The 15,979-nt window shown below is 68.9% G+C and carries 13 protein-coding genes and 1 pseudogene; 9 read left to right on the top strand and 5 right to left on the bottom strand.

Going from position 1 to position 15,979, the window contains the following annotated elements:
• Window positions 1-18: 18 nt before the first annotated feature.
• A complete protein-coding gene (locus ACIA5F_RS04945; protein WP_399349195.1) occupies window positions 19-1,497 on the bottom strand; it encodes a trypsin-like serine protease in 1,479 nt (492 codons plus the stop codon).
• 69 nt (window positions 1,498-1,566) lie between these two features.
• Window positions 1,567-1,938 (bottom strand): hypothetical protein, encoded by a 372-nt coding sequence (locus tag ACIA5F_RS04940; protein WP_399349193.1) that lies wholly within the window; start codon window positions 1,936-1,938, stop codon window positions 1,567-1,569.
• Between the two features lie 520 nt (window positions 1,939-2,458).
• Here ACIA5F_RS04940 and ACIA5F_RS04935 point away from each other — a divergent pair.
• The 7 genes from ACIA5F_RS04935 (at window position 2,459) to ACIA5F_RS04905 (ending at window position 10,270) form a co-directional block, all read left to right on the top strand.
• Entirely contained in the window at window positions 2,459-6,298 is a 3,840-nt protein-coding gene (locus tag ACIA5F_RS04935; protein WP_399349191.1) for a polymorphic toxin-type HINT domain-containing protein, read from the top strand.
• A complete protein-coding gene (locus tag ACIA5F_RS04930; protein WP_399349189.1) occupies window positions 6,295-6,636 on the top strand; it encodes a hypothetical protein in 342 nt (113 codons plus the stop codon). Before ACIA5F_RS04935 ends, ACIA5F_RS04930 begins: the two co-directional genes overlap by 4 nt.
• Before the next feature lie 58 nt (window positions 6,637-6,694).
• On the top strand, window positions 6,695-7,027 hold the full coding sequence (locus ACIA5F_RS04925; RefSeq protein WP_399349611.1) for a hypothetical protein: 333 nt from the start codon (window positions 6,695-6,697) through the stop codon (window positions 7,025-7,027).
• A 600-nt stretch (window positions 7,028-7,627) separates the two neighbouring features.
• Entirely contained in the window at window positions 7,628-8,875 is a 1,248-nt protein-coding gene (locus ACIA5F_RS04920) for a helix-turn-helix domain-containing protein (protein ID WP_399349187.1), read from the top strand.
• A 125-nt stretch (window positions 8,876-9,000) separates the two neighbouring features.
• A complete protein-coding gene (locus tag ACIA5F_RS04915; protein ID WP_399349185.1) occupies window positions 9,001-9,366 on the top strand; it encodes a hypothetical protein in 366 nt (121 codons plus the stop codon).
• 122 nt (window positions 9,367-9,488) lie between these two features.
• On the top strand, window positions 9,489-9,857 hold the full coding sequence (locus ACIA5F_RS04910; protein ID WP_399349183.1) for a ribonuclease domain-containing protein: 369 nt from the start codon (window positions 9,489-9,491) through the stop codon (window positions 9,855-9,857).
• A 41-nt stretch (window positions 9,858-9,898) separates the two neighbouring features.
• Window positions 9,899-10,270, top strand: a complete 372-nt coding sequence (locus ACIA5F_RS04905; protein WP_399349181.1) for a barstar family protein — start codon at window positions 9,899-9,901, stop codon at window positions 10,268-10,270.
• Between the two features lie 259 nt (window positions 10,271-10,529).
• Here the strand turns inward: ACIA5F_RS04905 and ACIA5F_RS04900 are convergent.
• Window positions 10,530-10,743, bottom strand: a pseudogene (locus ACIA5F_RS04900) (site-specific integrase); the annotation flags it as partial.
• Window positions 10,744-10,870: 127 nt separating this feature from the next.
• Between ACIA5F_RS04900 and ACIA5F_RS04895 the strand changes: the two are divergent.
• Together ACIA5F_RS04895 and ACIA5F_RS04890 are read left to right on the top strand one after the other, a co-directional pair.
• Window positions 10,871-11,272: a hypothetical protein gene (locus ACIA5F_RS04895; protein WP_399349179.1), complete on the top strand. Its 402-nt coding sequence runs from the start codon at window positions 10,871-10,873 to the stop codon at window positions 11,270-11,272.
• Window positions 11,273-11,435: 163 nt separating this feature from the next.
• Window positions 11,436-12,869, top strand: coding sequence for an aminopeptidase (locus ACIA5F_RS04890; RefSeq protein WP_399349177.1), 1,434 nt, complete (start codon window positions 11,436-11,438; stop codon window positions 12,867-12,869).
• Window positions 12,870-13,010: 141 nt separating this feature from the next.
• Here the strand turns inward: ACIA5F_RS04890 and ACIA5F_RS04885 are convergent, their stop codons facing one another.
• Together ACIA5F_RS04885 and ACIA5F_RS04880 are read right to left on the bottom strand one after the other, a co-directional pair.
• Entirely contained in the window at window positions 13,011-14,831 is a 1,821-nt protein-coding gene (locus ACIA5F_RS04885; RefSeq protein ID WP_399349175.1) for a glycoside hydrolase family 3 protein, read from the bottom strand.
• Between the two features lie 141 nt (window positions 14,832-14,972).
• Window positions 14,973-15,923: a LysR family transcriptional regulator gene (locus tag ACIA5F_RS04880; RefSeq protein ID WP_399349173.1), complete on the bottom strand. Its 951-nt coding sequence runs from the start codon at window positions 15,921-15,923 to the stop codon at window positions 14,973-14,975.
• Window positions 15,924-15,979: the final 56 nt, after the last annotated feature.

Genomic DNA, 15,979 nt, shown 5'->3' with positions numbered 1-15,979 from the left:
CCCGGTGTCCGGTTGTGGTTACTGCCAGGTGCCGGACTGCCAGAGGGCGTCATTCCACTGGCCGGTGCTGTCCTTCTTGTAGACGACGAGGTTGCCGTCGTCCTGGAAGTGGAGGTAGGCGCCGGCGCTGTAGGTGTTGGTGTTCCAGAGGGCGCCGCCCTTGCCTTCGCCGCCGTCCTTCTTGTAGATGACGAGGTTGCCGTCGGTCTGCATCCGGGCGAACGCGCCGGGGCTCCAGGTGCCGGAGGTCCACAGTTCCTTGCCCGCGACCATGTCCCAGACGACGAGATGGCCGGAGCCGGCCATCAGCAGGAGCTTCGTCGCGCCCTGGCTCCAGGAACCCGGCAGGAGCTGCTCCCCGCCCTGCACCTTGTTGGGGCGCTGCCAGGTGTCGGTGCTCCAGAGGGCGTCATTCCACTGGCCGGTGCTGTCCTTCTTGTACATGACGAGGTTGCCGTCGTCCTGCAGGTGGAGGTAGGCGCCGGCGCTGTAGGTGTTGGTGTTCCAGAGTGCGCCGGAGGGATCGGTGCCGGTAGCGCCCTTCTTGTAGATGACGAGGTTGCCGTCGGCCTGCATGACGGCGAACGCGCCCGCGTTGCCGTAGGTGCCGGAGGCCCACAGGGACGCGCCCTTACCCTCGCCACCGCTGTTGTGGTACATGACCATGTTGCCGTCGGCCTGCATGGTGAGCTTCAGGTGGTCACCGACGAGGGTGCTGCCCGAGGTGATGACCTGGCCGGACTTGATCAAGGTCCGCTCGACCGTGGTACGCACCCAGCTGCCGAGGCCGTCGGCGCGGGTGGCGATGGCGTTGGTGCGGGTCTCGGCCGGGTCGGTGCCGAGGCAGCCGCCCTGCCAGGACCTGCTGGAGACGGCGGTGACCTCGCCCTTGCCGTTGAGGACCGGGCCGCCCGTGTCGCCCTGGCAGACGGTGTCGGTGGTACCGGCCTTGCTGCTCATCGGCTGAGCGACGGCGCTGACGGACTCGGACGTGAAGGAACCGGTGTGGAGCTTGCCGGGCACCCACTCGGTCTTCGTACGCCCGAAGCCGAGGACCGTCAGATCGGCCCCCTTGGCGGATGCCGCCGTGGCCAGTTTCGCCGCGGGGACGTCGGTGACCGGGCGGGCGAGCTTGGCCATCACCAGGTCACGGTCACCACGCGGCACCAGGTCGATGACATCCACGACCGTCTTGCCGAACGTGGCCGTGCCCTTCAGCGCGGGCTTGCCGGCCGGAACCGCCCCGCCGGGCGTCTGCGCGAAGCAACTCGCGGCGGTCAGCACCCAGCTGGCATCGACCAGCACACCGGAACAGGCCCGACTGCTGGCCTCGTCACCGATGTTCAACTGCCCGACGTAGGAGTGCGTTCCCTCCTTGGCGGCGGACCCGCCTACGGCATGTGCGGTACCGGCGGCGGACACCAGCGAGACGGCCGTGGCCGCCGCGGTGACGAGAACGGCGGACATCCGCGCGGTGCGCGGACGGGGGTGAGACATGAAGCTTCCTTACGAAACGAACGGAGATTCAGCGCGCGGATGCGCGAGGGACGGTGCGCGTACGCGCGATCAGCCGGTGACGCGGAGCTCGACGAGGATGGAGCGCTGGCCGATGTCGCCGGTTTCACCGATGGGCTGGTAGTCGTTGGCGGGGGCTTCGACGACGGTCTTCGTGCCGTTGCTGTCGATGGTGGCCTTGACAGGGTGCTCGCCGGTCCACATTCCGAAGGAGTCCTTCAGCTCAAGTGTCACGAAGCCCTTGGGGCCACGGACGTCGAAGCAGAACGACTTCTGCCCGATGCGTGACTTGACCAGGATGTCGTTGCTGCCGGTGCAGGGGACGAGGGTGATGTTGCCGTCGCCTCGCTTGAGGAGAATCTGCTGCTCCTGCTGGATCTGCGCGGCGCCGGGGTAGGAGAAGTTCTCCACGGCGAACGGCATCTCAGTGGCGGCCGCGTTGGTGGGTTGGGGGTCGGCGTGGGCGACACCAAGGCCGATGACGGTGGCAGCTGCGACTGAGCCGACCAGACCGGTGAACAGTGCTTTACGAGTACGGGAGATGGCCACGAAAGTCCTTCAGGGATAGGGCAGGGCAAGGCACACTGAGATGATCTTGCAAATTATGAAGAGTGAATTACAGGTAAGATCATAGTCGTCTCGTACTGATGTGCGATGGCCCCGGGGGGGAGCCAGGCTGGCTGTTGAGCTCAACCGATGTCAACTCACAGGCGCGGTAAGGGGGTAGCGGCCAGGGCCTGTGCTTACCACCCGGTGAACGTGCATGTGCGAAGAGCCGCATTGGGTGAGTGAGGGGAAACGCCGCATGAAACGGCGAAGGCTATTGGGCGGAGCGTCAGGCTCCGCAACACGATCGAAGACCATCGGGAGGGGACTCCGCAGAGCTACTGGAGTCCTCGTTCCCATCGCCCTGACCGTCGGTCTGCTGGGCAGTTCCCCGGCCATGGCCGGGGAGAACATCGACGATACCGACGCAGTCCTTTTCGAGGACCGGGCACTGACCGTCTACGCCCTGCAGACCGGCGGCGCCGGTCTCAGAGAGGCTGCCGAGCAGGCACTCCGGGGCTCGGACGAGGACATCAAGAAGTTCCTCGATGAGTCCGAAGCGATCCAGTACGACGATGACTACGTCGACGCGAGCCGGGTGTTCAACGTCGGCGGTGTCGCTGTCCGGGAGGCGACGAAGAAGGCGCTGCAGGGTACTCCGGAGCAGTTGCAGGAGTACTTGCGTAGCGGGTGGCAGAAGCCGTTGGAGGAGGACCGCGAGGTCGAGGCTTCACGGGTCATCAACTTCGGTGGAAACGGGGTCAAGGACGCGGGCAAGGCGGCTCTCCTGGCCGGGCCCGCGGCGGTGACGAAGTTCCTGGAAGAGGGCCAGTACGCGGAGCGGGAGACCGACAACGAAGTCGAGGTCTCGAAGCTGATCAACTTCGGTGGCCCGAACATGAAGGCCGCGGGGAAGGTCGCCCTGCGGGGCACGCCGGACGACATCGCCGAGTTCCTGGACGTCGGGCAGTTCATCGCCCGCAACCGTGACCAGGAACATTCGACGGTCGCGCAGCTGACGGAGCAGGCCAAGCAGGCGGGTCTGCAGGCGGAGGAGGCGACGAAGAAGTCGGAGGATGCCTCCGCGCGGGCGGTCGCCGCGTCGAACCTTGCCAAGGATGCCGCGAAGAAGGCCGCCCGGGAGACTGAGCTGGCCCGCAATGATGCCAAGCGCGCCGCGGTGAAGGCCCAGCAGGCCGCTGATGCTGCCCGTGCTGCGGCTGCCGCAGCGCAGCAGGCAATCAGTTCGGCGAATGCCGCGAGCCGGGCGGCGCGTACGGCATCGCTGGCCGCCGCGCAGACGGCGAACGCCGCGGCAGCTGCGGCGAACGCGGCGAACGACGCCTACAACGCGGCGATCGCCGCGGCGGGTGACGCGCGGAACGCGGAGGCCGCGAAGCAGGCCGCACTCATCGCCCGCAACATGACGTTCCTGACACGGGCGTCAGCGCTCGCCGCCGAGCAGGCCGGGCGGGCTTCGCTGGCCGCTGGCGCCGCAGCGGACGCCTCGCGCAGCGCGAGCGCGAACGCGAACGAGGCCGCGGACGCAGCCGAGGCGGCCAACGGATACGCGAACGCGGCCGGTGTGCACTCCGCTGAGGCCAGTAACGCCGCGGCCGAGGCTCGCCGGCACGCCAACGCCGCCAACCGCGCCGCGAACAACGCGGGCGCGCTCGCCCGCCGTTCCGCGCAGGCCGCCTTTGCGGCCCGTGACGCAGCGAACTCCGCGGCCAATCATGCGGAGAAGGCTGCCGACGCGGCCGAGCTGGCGGCGAAGTACGCCGGACAGTCCGCAACCGCGGCAGCCGATGCCAAAAAGTACGCAGAAGGTGCCAGGCAGGCCGCCGACGCGGCGACCTTGGCGGTCACCACAGCGAAGACGGTCCACCAGGTCGCCCTCGATGTGGAGAAGGAGGAGCTGACAGCCCGGTCCGAGGCCGCTCTGGAACGCGCCCGGTCCGACAAGGCCCAGTCCGAGCGACTGGCTTCCGCGACCGCGACGATCGCGCTGCAGACCCGTGCCCTGGATACCACCGCGGCGACACTGGCTGCCGAGGCGGCCAAGCCGGGCGCGGATGCGAAGAACATCGCGGCCAAGGGCCGTAAGCTGGCGCTGGAAGCCCTCAAGCTCCGTGGCCCCTGGCAGCAGCACGCCGCTGTCAACGCTCTGTCCGGTACGGACGAGGCGGTCCTGGACTACCTGCGGACCGGCTGGAACAAGGCCGGGTTGGAAGAGACCCGTGACGCGGTCCTGCAGCTCAGTGTCTCCAGTCCGTATGACTCGGTCCGGCAGGGTGCGGCCGAGGCGCTGAAGGGCACTCCGCAGCAGATTTCCGACTTCTACGCCACCGGCCAGTACATCGTCGGTGAGACGGACCTGGCTGTCGCTGTCTCCAAGGTGAACAACACTGGCGGGATCAGCGTCAAGGACGCGTCCAAGGCAGCCCTCGCCAGTAACAGTGGCAAGACCATGGCAGCGTTCCTGGCCTCTGGCCAGTACGCCGCCCGCCTGACGGACGAAGAGGTCGTCGCCTCCAAGCTTGTCACCACCGGAGGGGACGAGACCAAGGCAGCCGCCAAGACCGCCCTGACCGGAACACCCGGACAACTCCACGAGTTCGTCACCGTCGGTCAGTACATGACTGCGCGCAAGGACGCCCTCGCCGAGCACCATCGCATCCAGATCGAACGGCTCCTCGCCGAAGGCGAGATCATCTCAGCCAGGGCACAGGCCAACCGATGGCGCGCCGCCGAAGCCGCAGCCCTCGCCAACCAGGCCGCGAACGAGGCATTCTTGGCCGCCGGTGAGGCCAAGAAGTCTGCCGAGGCAGCCGACGGCTACGCCCTCAGCGCCAAGAAGTCCGCTGAAGCCGCCACCCAGAGCGAAGCCAAGGCCAGGAAGTCCGCCGCCACAGCACGCAACGCCGCGGCTGCGGCTGGCCGTGACGCCGACAACGCCGAGGCGTCCGCCGCGCAGGCCGAGTTCTCCGCCAGCTACGCTCGCCAGTCCGCACAGGCCGCCGACAGGTCAGCGGCCCAGGCCTATGCCTCGGCCGTTGTCGCGGGCAAGAGCAAGGACGAAGCAGCGGCCTATGCCTCCCAGGCTTGGACCGACGTCAAGCAGAAGCGCGAGGCGGAGCTCGCCGAAGCGAAGCGCCAGGCAGAGGAAGCTCACCGCAAGCAGGCCGAGGCCGAGAAGAAAAAGAAGCCCAAGTGCATCGTCCCCTACAACCGGGACAGCGTGCCCCCGTGCCTGCTGGGCACTGACCCCGACCAGGTCGTCTTTGCCCGGCCCGACGCCGAATTGGCAAAGCTCCTCGGCACGGCCGCCTGGGAACTCTCGGGCGCCGCAGACATCGAGCGGTGCATCAAGGAACCCACTTTCGGTGGCTGCGCCATGGCCGCCGCAGGTGTCCTCCCCATCGGAAAACTCGCACTCCTCAAAAAGGGAGCTGACGCTGTAGAGGATATCGCCAAGGGCACGAAATACGGGAAGGCTTCTATCTGTCCCATCCCGAAAAAGCACAGCTTCCCGGCGGGCACCCCAGTCCTGATGGGAGACAGCACCACCCGGCCGATCGAACAGATCAACACCGGCGACCAGGTCCTCGCCACCGATCCTGAAACCGGAGTCACCGGCCCACGCCGAGTCGACGCCACCATCTACACCCCCGATGACCGCGACTTCACCGATATCACCCTTGACGAAACTGACAAAAGCGGTTCGATAACTGCGACCGACCACCACCCCTTCTGGTCCGAGAACGACAAGAAGTGGAAGAACGCGGCCGACCTCACCCCCCGGGACACCCTCCGAACCTCCGATGGCAGCATGGCGCAGATCGCCAGCGTCCGCCATTGGGCCGGCCTCCAGCCCGCCTATAACCTCACGGTCAACGACCTCCACACGTACTATGTGCTCGCGGGTGCGACGCCGGTCCTGGTTCACAACAGCAACGGATTGTGTGGCGTATGGCAGTCCGAGTTCGACAATCTACCGAAGGGGAAGCAGGGGCACGTTCGGGAGATGCCCGATGAGGAGACGATGCGCGGCGCCTTCGAGCGCTGGACTGCTGGTGCTGAGCAACTCCCAGCGCGGGGTCCAAAGATTCCCGATGTGTATCGACTCCAAGATGGCACCGTGATCCAGTGGAGAACGGCGTCTGCTTCCGGTGGAGCGACAGTAGATATCCAGCCTGGTGCTGGTGGAAAGCCATTGAAGGTTCACTTGCCATGATCGACAAACGTATTTTCGCGGACGTATTGATCGAAGGGCTGGACGATTGGGTCCCAATCGATCAGCTCATCTGGGCAGCGCGGGAGGCAGCGAAGGGCGGCCCGTGGAAGGAGTTCTTCGCCGAGCTGCTGCACTTCTTGCTCGAAAATGGCCTGATCCAGATCGGTGAACTTGCCGCAGAGGGATTCTCGCCTTGGAAGGGGGAGGCTGGCGGAGTCGTCCAGTTGGTACTCGATGACCTTGAGCGCCTTTCATGGGAACCCAAGCTGGGGAGTCGCGCCTGGATCGCCAATACGGAAGCAGGCAATGAAGCCGCACGGTCGCTGATCGACGGCTAGCACCGGCCTCGGGCTGAGGGTGTGTGTTCTCGGCCCATGCGCGATGAGTTCGGCGTCCGTGACGTCCGAGCACAGGGATCGCCGCCAGCGGTTTGCCATGTTGAATCTGAAGCCCCATCAGCTGCGACTGGTGGGGCTTCAGTCGCGTCTGACGGCAGTAGTTGACGGCAACGGCGGCGGACACCGGGGGCGTCCGCCGTCGTACCGTCTGACGTCAGGGGCGTCCGTCGAGGGCTTGGCGTTGGAGACGGAGGAGGACATAGGCGTAAACGGTGGCGGTGGCGCCGATGTGGGCGTGGCCGAGGATTTCCTTGATCACACGCCCGAAGAAAACGCTGCCACAGCCCAATGCCTGCACAACCGGCTGCCTGAAGGGAGGCGCGGACGCTGAACCCCGCCAACCAGAACGCAGCGCACGAGGCAACTCGCGCCGAGCTGTTCAGAGTTTCTTTACTTGATCAAGGCGGCCCGCTGGCGCGGCCCGCGCGCGCTCCGGCCCCTCGGGGCCGCCGCCCGCTCCTGTCTCCGCCCCGCTTGCCGGCGGCCCCGCTGGTCCGGGCGCGCAACAGCCACCAGCCGGGGGTTGTTCTGGGGCTCTGCCCCAGGCCCCGGCCCTCTCTCCGAGGGGGAGGAGGCCGAATGAGGGTGCGGGTCCGTCGTGGTGATGGGTGGTCGGGTCGCGGCAGGGGTCCCTCGCCGCCCGGTCACCGGAGGCGTACCAGGAACCCCCGGGGGCCGCCAAGGCCGAGCGCAAGCGTCACCTGGTGAGCCTTGGCGGCCCCCGGAGAACCCTGGTACGGCGAAGCTGCCCGACCGACGAGGGACCCCTCCCACTCAGGCCCCGATTCCGCTGGCGCCTCGGCCCTGCCTGGTGCTGGCCACCTGCTCGACACCAAGCGCGGTGATGGGTCACCGCGCCGGGTGGGTATCTCCCGGATAGCCCTCGGTCGACTCGTCGGACCGGCGTACCGTGGCGCTGGAGGTGGTCAGCATGACTACGGAACTGGCGGACAACGTCCATAAGTACCGGCGTCGGGCCGGGATGAGCCAGGAAGAACTGGCCCACGCCGCGGCCGTCTCGCCGGGCACGGTGCGCAAGGTCGAGCAGGGCGGTACGGTCCGCATGGAAACCCTTCATACCCTGGCCCGCGCGCTGGGCGTGACCACCGGCGCGCTGATGGCGTCCGATGCCCCCGAACCCGTGGGCCGTGCAGAGGAGCCGAACAGGGTCAACCTGATCCAGCTTCGCGCCGTACTCACCCCGGCTGTCGGGCTCGTGGACCAGGACGCCGAAGCGTTGGGCGAGGAACCCAACCTGCGTGCCTTCAGCCGGACGGTGGGAGACGCGCGGGTCCTGTACTTCTCCGACAGCTACAAGAGCGTCGCGTCCCAACTGCCGGACCTGCTGCGTGATGCCGCGAGGGCCGTTGTCTACTACGACAGTGGAGACGAGCACCGGCAGGCCCTGCTGGCCCGCGCCGAGGCGCTGCGTCTGGCCGGCACTTACCTCACCCAGGTCCGGCAGTACGACATTGCCTACACCGCCCTGGCCGGTGCGATCACGGATGCCAGGCAGGCCGGGGACATGCTCGCGGCAGGTTCTGGCGTCGGCGGTATGTGCTGGCTGCTGGTGCGGCAGGGCCGGCTGGACGAGGCGGAGCGGATCGCCGCCCAGAGCATGGACGCGGTGGAACCGAAGATCACCGGGGCTGAGCCGGACCATTACGCGGTGTGGGGCGGTCTGGCGATGGAGGCCGCAGCCGCGGCCGCCCGCAACAACCGCCCGGATGCTGCGAAGGAATACCGGAAGGCAGCTCGCGTGGCGGCAGCCGCCGTTGGTACCTCGCACCGCAACGTCTCCCGGCACTGGTCCGTCTTCGGCCCGGTCACGGCGGCGATGAAGGCCCTCGAAGACTCCATGGTCGTAGGAGACGCGCGCGCCGTGGTGCGCAAGGCAGTTGAGCAAGAGGAGTTGTCGCCCAAGGCGTGGAAACGCTTGGGCAGGCCCAGCACGAACGACGGGAACCGCTTCACCCTCGACGTGGCGCGCGCCCACACACGGACCGGGGACCTGTCGGCCGCGATGGATGAGCTGACCCGTGCCCGGTCGGCGGCCCCGGAGTGGATGCGGCACCAGAACATGGCCGCCGAGACCATGCAGGAGATCCTGGGCAAGCGCAAGCGCACCCTCACGACGGAGATGCGAGAGATGGCCGACTACCTGGGCGTCGTCGGTTAGCTACCACGCAACGCGATACTTCCGGCACCCTCCGTCGCCAACTGGCATGTCTCATCGATGGAGTGACGGACAGTGGGCCCCTACGGTCGCCGTATTCCATTCGGCTACCCAGGTGGGGGTGCACGATGAGCACATCCAGGACCGACGCGGACCGCATGCGCCGCAGAGACCTCCACGATGCGGCAGCAGGAGTGACCGGTCCCCGCTTACTGCCATGGACCACTCAAGACGGAAACCCCTGCTACCTCAGCACCGACGGCAGGGGCTACCTCTCCTCACTCGCCGACAGCATCGAAGAAGTACAACTCGACATGGGCGAGGAACTCCTGAAGTACGCCCGAGGAGTCGTGGTTCCCGGAGCCAAAATGCTCTCGGCCGTCGAGTACCGGTGGCTCGCCTGCCGGCTGACCGAAGCCCTGGCGGACGCGCTCCGGGTCGCCGAATCACGCGGCGACCTCATCCCCGCCCCGCCTGAGGACCCCGGCTCCTGACGGCAGTAGCGACGGCAACAGCCACGGATTCCAGGGCACAACCACGGACTTCGGCGGACCACAAAACCCCTCCCCACCTGCATAAAAGCAGCTAGGGAAGGGGCTGCCAGCACACGTACTATGTGCTGGCAGGTAAGACGCCGGTCCTGGTGCACAACAGCAGTCCTTCACCGCAGGGGCAATCGCCGTGCGGTGTTCCTACGTCTGCTACGGACACGCTGAACCACGTCGATCAACATGGTGTTGCCCCGTCAACTCATGGCCTGCCTCGATGGCAAGGAAGAAATCGCCCCTTTGCGAACGATGGTCGCGGCGGCGGTCAGGTGTTGCCGAGGACAGACGGCCAAGGCGGCGCCGTCACCTACACAGAATACGATGTTAACCCCCACATGCCAGGGGTGAATCGGGGAGGTGAAAGACTCGTTACAGGAACAGATGGGTCGGCATGGTATACGAATGACCACTATCAGAATTTCACGAAGATTCGGTGATTAGGGAAATGGAATCGTGGTGGAACCTTACCTCTCCTTGGGTGCATCATGTGATCGCGCAGGAAGCTTCTGCTGCTCTGCGTGAAATCCCCAAAGGTGCGCTGGTCTTTGAACTGTGCGGGTCCTCGATGGCGGATCATGAAGGCCTTTTTGACGAGTTCTCGCGTCAAATGTCGTTTCCGCCATATTTCGGAAGGAATTGGCCTGCACTGCAAGACTGTCTTGATGATCTGACGTGGATGTCGGCAGCCAGTTCCTACCTCCTCGTCATTCATGAGTGGCCGCGAGTTCTTTCCGGGTGCGAGGTTGATAGATCCGTGCTTGAGAGAATCCTTCATGATGTGGGATCAATGTGGGCGCAGGGGCCAGCGTCCATGATCGTTCCTTTTAATGCCCTGCTGGTATCCGAATAGTCGCATCAGTCGGCGATCTATGCGGCTCGCAGAGGTGTGGACTCTGTCTGCTTGGCGAATCAGGCGAACGTTCGTCCGTCCCGCAGGGAGGGTTCTGCCTGCCGGAGTGGCAGTTCTGATCCACAAGCTCAACGTGAGGCTGCCACCTTCGGTCGATTCCCTGGCACATGGGGGCTTCGCGTAGGGAGATAGACTCTGTGGTGCCGCCAGGGCCCCCGTCGGATTCTCGACGGGGGCCCTGAGGCGTTTGGCGGCAACGTCAGCGGACGGGCGTCACGTAGGGCGGCGGGTCGTCAGGGGCGACGCCATCGCAAGGGTGGTGCCGAGGGTGCCGATGGCCTGGCGTTGAAGGCGGAGGCGTACGTAGGCGTAGACGCCAGCGGTGACGCCGATGTGGGCATGCCGAGGAGTTCCTTGATGACGACGAGGTCGACGCCCTGTTCCAGGAGCAGAGTTGCAGTCGAGTGGCGGAGGCCGAACCCCAGAGGCGCCCCAGCCCCTCGCGGTGTGCAACCTTCCGGGGGCTCCCGGCGTCGTACGGGCATGCGCGTGTCGTGCCACACGCTGCGCGCGGAGTGCGACGACTGATCGGGGGACAGTGTGGGGTACCGCAGGAAGGGGCGCGGCCGGGCGGCCGTGTCGGTCGGGGTGTTCACGGCGGCCTTGTGGCTCGGGGTCGGCGGGCTGTTCGCGTCCCCGCCCGCCCATGCCGCGACCGGCGGCTGTTCGGGCCGGCTGGTGCGGACGCTGCCGTTCTCGACGGGTGAGGTGCGCGTCTACAAGAGCCGCGCCCAGGTCTGCGCGGTGACCCTCGCGCGCGCGGGGGGCGAGCGGCGCCACATGTCGGTCAGCGTCCAGCCCCGGGGCGGGGTCCCGGTCCGTGACGCGGGGTGGTTCACCCGCTACGCCGGACCGGTCACCGTGGGCGCGATCAGCCGCTGTGTGTACGTCAAGGGGAGCGTGGCATCCGGATCAGTTGATTCCGGTTGGATTCTCTGCTGAGGCCGGTGACGCCGGGTCCCACCAGGGTCTGGTCAGCAGCGCGTTGACCCCGCTAGGTTCACGGCGACCGAAGTGAACGCAAGGGGTTGCCCCGTCGTCCGCGGCTGACGCCGCGCGCCCGCTCCCACGGATGACGGACGGGACAGCCCTCATGGGAGGGTGCATGCGCAAGACGCTCGGATGGCTGCTGTCACTCGTGGTGCTGATCGGCACCATGGGTGCGGCCGGCTCCACGGCACAGGCGGCCACCGCCGCAGAGCCGGCAGCCGCCACAGACATCAAGGACCAGGTCCTCGGGATACCCGGGATGACCCTGATCGAGGAGAAGCCGTACACCGGCTACCGCTTCTTCGTGCTCAACTACGAGCAGCCGGTCGACCACCGGCAGCCGTGGAAGGGCACCTTCAAGCAGCGGCTGACCCTGCTGCACAAGGACGTCTCCCGCCCGACGGTGTTCTTCACCTCCGGCTACAACGTCAACCCCAACCCGCGCCGCAGTGAGCCGACGACCATCATCGACGGCAACCAGGTGTCCCTGGAGTACCGTTTCTTCACCCCGTCCCGCCCCGAACCGGCCAACTGGGCGAACCTGGACATCTGGCAGGCCGCCAGCGACCAGCACCGCCTCTTCGCCGAGCTGAAGAAGCTCTACAAGAAGAACTGGCTGGCCACCGGCGGCAGCAAGGGCGGCATGACGGCGACGTACTACGAGCGCTTCTACCCCCGTGACATGGACGGCATCGTCGCGTACGTCGCGCCCAACGACGTCGACAACGACAAGGACGCGGCCTACGACCGCTTCTTCACCAAGGTCGGCACCAAGGAGTGCCGCGACAAGCTGAACGCGGTCCAGCGCGAGGCCCTCGTACGCCGTGACGCGTTGCAGGTCAAGTACACCGAAGCAGCCGCCCAGGGCGGCTGGACCTTCACCACCGTCGGTGACCTCGACAGGGCCTACGAGGCCGTCGTGCTCGACTACACCTGGGCCTTCTGGCAGTACAGCCTCGTCGCCGACTGCGCCTCCGTGCCGGTCGCCGCGACCGCCACGGACCAGCAGATCTGGGACACGGTCGACAGCATCTCCGGCTTCTCGGCCTACACCGACCAGGGCCTGCGCACGTACACGCCGTACTACTACCAGGCGGGTACCCAGCTCGGCTCCCCGGACATCAAGCAGCCGCACCTGAAGGGGCTGAGCCGCTACGGCTACCAGCCGCCGCGCAACTTCGTGCCCCGCGACATCCCGATGACCTTCCAGCCGGGCGCCATGGCGGACATCGACAGCTGGGTGCGCGACAACGCCCGTCAGATGCTCTTCGTCAACGGGCAGAACGACCCGTGGAGCGCCGAGCCGTTCCGCCTCGGCTACGGGGCCCGCGACAGCTACGTGATGACCGCGCCGGGCGCCAACCACGGGGCCAACGTCGCCGCTCTCCAGGAGGGCGAGAGGGTCCTCGCCACCGCGAAGATCCTCAAGTGGGCCGGGGTGGCCCCGGCCGCCACGCTCGCCGACGAGTCGAAGGCGGCGCCGCTGGCGAAGCCGGACGCCAACCTGGACCAGCGTGACGTGGAGCGCGCCGCCCAGCTGCGCCGGTAACCGGTAACCGGTAACCGGTAACCGGTTAACGTTTCCGTATGTACGTATGTACGTATCGGGGCCCCGCCCCCGGAGTTCCGCCCCCACCGGGGCGCTCCGGGGGCCGGGCCCCGGCCCGTTCACCCGCCGGTGGCGGCTGCCTCAGTACGTCAGACCGTGGCCCAGCGGGTAGCGGCCCGGCACCGGGACCGGGAGGCGGCCACGCGGCCGGGCCGCCCCGGTGAGCACCCGGGCCGCCGCCCGCATCTCCACGTCCGTCCAGCAGTAGGTGGCCAGCTCCGCCGCGCACACCGGCAGCCGGGCCGGGTCGTACGGGTTGCGGACCGCCACCACGACCACCGGGACCCCGGTGGCCAGCAGCTCCGTCACCAGGGCGCGCTGCGGGCTTGTCCCCTCCGGGACGTTGTACGTGCACACCAGCACCGCCGCGTGACCGGGCGCGGCGGCCACCGCCCGGCCGGGCGCCACGGCCTCGGCCCGGCAGCCCAGGGCGGTCAGCTCCCGGGCCAGTACCACCGTGGGGGGACCCGTGGTCCCCGTGGGGGAGGGCGGGTCCGTCCCGGTGACCAGCAGCCGGGGCCGCTCCGCCGGGTCCAGCGGCAGCAGCCCGCCCGGATCGGCCAGCAGGGTCGTCGTCCCGGCCGCGATCTCGTCGGCGGCGGCCAGGTGCGCGGGGACGCCGACCACCCGGTCCACCTCCCCGTCCGGCGGCGACGCCTCCTCGAACAGGCCCCGGCGGGCCTTCAGTTCCAGAACGCGCAGCACCGACTCCTCGATCCGCTCGCGCGCGATCTCGCCCGACTCGACGGCGGCCACCACGGCGCGCTGCGCCAGGGCCAGGTCCGGCGGGTTCAGCAGCTGGTCGCAGCCGGCCAGCAGCGCCAGCACCGGGACCCGGTCGTCCCCGTACTTCTGGCGGACCCCGGCCATGTCCAGGGCGTCGGTGACCACCACCCCCTGGAAGCCCAGGCGTTCGCGCAGGATGCCGGTGACGATCGGCCGTGAGAGGGTCGCCGGGTCCCCCGAGGGATCGAGCGCGGGGAAGACGATGTGCGCCGTCATGACGGCGTCCACGCCCGCCTCCACGGCGGCCCGGAACGGCGGCTCGTCCAGCTCCTCCCACACGGCCCGGCTGTGCCGCATCACCGGCAGCCCGACGTGACTGTCGGTCTCCGTGTCCCCGTGCCCGGGGAAGTGCTTGGCGGTGGCGGCCACACCCGCGCTGCGGTAGCCCCGGACCTGGGCCGCGACCAGGGCCGACACCGCGCGCGGGTCGGAGCCGAAGGACCGTACGCCGATCACCGGATTGGCCGGATTCACGTTCACGTCGGCCACCGGGGCGTAGTCCTGCCGGATGCCCATGGCGGCCAGCTCGGTGCCCGCGATCCGGGCGGCCCGGCGGGCGTCGGCGGTGGAGCCGCCCGCGCCCAGTGCCATCGCCCCGGGCAGCAGCGTCGCGGGCTTCCCGATCCGGGCGACGGCGCCGTGCTCCTGGTCGGTGGAGAGCAGCAGCGGAATCCGGGCGCCCCCGGCCAGGGCGGCCCGCTGGAGGCCTCGCGAGAGGGCGGCGATCTGGTGCGGGGTCCGGGTGTTGTGGGCCCAGGCGAAGTAGATGACCCCGCCGAGGTGGTGGCGGGTGACGACCTCGGCGGCGGTGCGGACCCCGAACCGGGCCAGGTTCTGTGCGGCGTCCGCCTCCTCGGGCTCGGTCGCCGAGTGCCCGTACACGCGGGAGACGAAGAGCTGCCCGACCTGCTCGGCCAGGGTCATCCGGGCCACCAGGCGGCGCAGCCGGGCCCGGTCGGGATGGCTGCCCGCCACCCCGTCCGGGCTCCACCCGGGGGAGCGGGGATCGTCGGGGGCGGCGGGGCCCAGGGCGGTGGAGGCCGTCCCGGAGGCGGCGACTGCGGCCAGGGCAGCGGCGGCGGTCAACAGGCTGCGGCGGGACGCGTGGTTCGGCACCCGCGCACGGTACTGCCGGGCCGCCACCGCCACCAGGGCGCACACCCGGCGGGTCACCCGTACGGGCCACCGTGTGGCGCGAAAGCGCCGCCGCCCGCCGCACCCCGCCGGGACCCGCCGACGCGGCTCCGGCGGGGCGGCCTACCCCGCGACGGCCTGCCCCGCGACGGTCTGCCCCGGGACGGCCGGGTATCCGGCGGGGGGCCAGTGGTGCTGGAGGGTGCGCACGGCCTCGGTGATCGCGGGGCGGCGGGCCGCGCCGGTCCGCCACAGGGCGTGCAGCCGCCGGGTGGGGGCCGGTTCCAGGGCCACCGCGACCGCCCCGGGCGGCAGCGGGCCGGCGCCCAGCCTCGGGACCACCGCCACCCCGAGCCCGGCCGCGACCAGGGCGACCAGGGTGTGGTTCTCCGCGGCGACGTGCACGATGTCCGGCTTGAGGCCGACCCCGCGCAGGGTCCGCACCAGCCACTCGTGGCAGACCCGGCCGGGCGGCTGGGTCACCCAGCGCTGCCCGCCGAGATCGGCCCGCCGCACGGACGCGCGGCGGGTGAAGGGATGCCCCTCGGGGACCAGCAGATCGCACCGGTCGTCGCCGATGACCGCCTGTTCGATGCCCTCGGGGACGGGCAGCGGGGCGATGTCCCAGTCATGGGTGACGGCGAGGTCGGTGACCCCGCGGGCGACGAGGTCCACCGACAGGTGCGGGTCCACCTCGGTGAGCCGGGCCTCCAGCGCCGGGTGGCGGTGGGCCAGGTCGGCGAGGACCCCGGGCAGCAGGCCGCGGGCGGCGGAGGCGAACGCGGCGAGCCGCAGCAGGCCGATGGGCTGCCCGCGGGACTCCTCCAGGGTGGTCTCGGCCCGCTCCGCGATGGCCAGCAACTCCTGGGCGGCGGCGGCCAGCAGCTTGGCCTCCTCGGTCAGCGCGACCCCGCGGCCGTGGCGTTCGAGCAAGGTGGTGCGGGTCTCCCGCTCCAGCTTCCCGATCTGCTGGGAGACGGCCGAGGGGGTGTAGCCGAGGGCGGCCGCCGCCGCGCCGACCGAGCCGTGGACGGAGACGGCGTGCAGGGCGCGCAGCCGGGAGAGGTCGAGCATGGGGCAAGCATAGGCACCCATGACCCGTGGATGAAGCGTTGCTACATCCGACCCGG

Origin of the sequence: Streptomyces sp. NPDC051567 (assembly GCF_044454165.1) — a bacterium.
GTDB lineage: Bacteria > Actinomycetota > Actinomycetes > Streptomycetales > Streptomycetaceae > Streptomyces.
This window is presented reverse-complemented; position numbering and strand designations above follow the sequence as displayed.

Excerpts from the sequence above, each read along its gene's own strand:
- ACIA5F_RS04940 (WP_399349193.1), bottom strand. The coding sequence starts at position 1,938 with ATGCCGTTCGCCGTGGAGAACTTCTCCTACCCCGGCGCCGCGCAGATC.
- ACIA5F_RS04880 (WP_399349173.1), bottom strand. The coding sequence starts at position 15,923 with ATGCTCGACCTCTCCCGGCTGCGCGCCCTGCACGCCGTCTCCGTCCAC.
- ACIA5F_RS04930 (WP_399349189.1), top strand. The coding sequence starts at position 6,295 with ATGATCGACAAACGTATTTTCGCGGACGTATTGATCGAAGGGCTGGAC.
- ACIA5F_RS04920 (WP_399349187.1), top strand. The coding sequence starts at position 7,628 with ATGACTACGGAACTGGCGGACAACGTCCATAAGTACCGGCGTCGGGCC.
- ACIA5F_RS04935 (WP_399349191.1), top strand. The coding sequence starts at position 2,459 with ATGGCCGGGGAGAACATCGACGATACCGACGCAGTCCTTTTCGAGGAC.
- ACIA5F_RS04915 (WP_399349185.1), top strand. The coding sequence starts at position 9,001 with ATGAGCACATCCAGGACCGACGCGGACCGCATGCGCCGCAGAGACCTC.
- ACIA5F_RS04945 (WP_399349195.1), bottom strand. The coding sequence starts at position 1,497 with ATGTCTCACCCCCGTCCGCGCACCGCGCGGATGTCCGCCGTTCTCGTC.
- ACIA5F_RS04890 (WP_399349177.1), top strand. The coding sequence starts at position 11,436 with ATGCGCAAGACGCTCGGATGGCTGCTGTCACTCGTGGTGCTGATCGGC.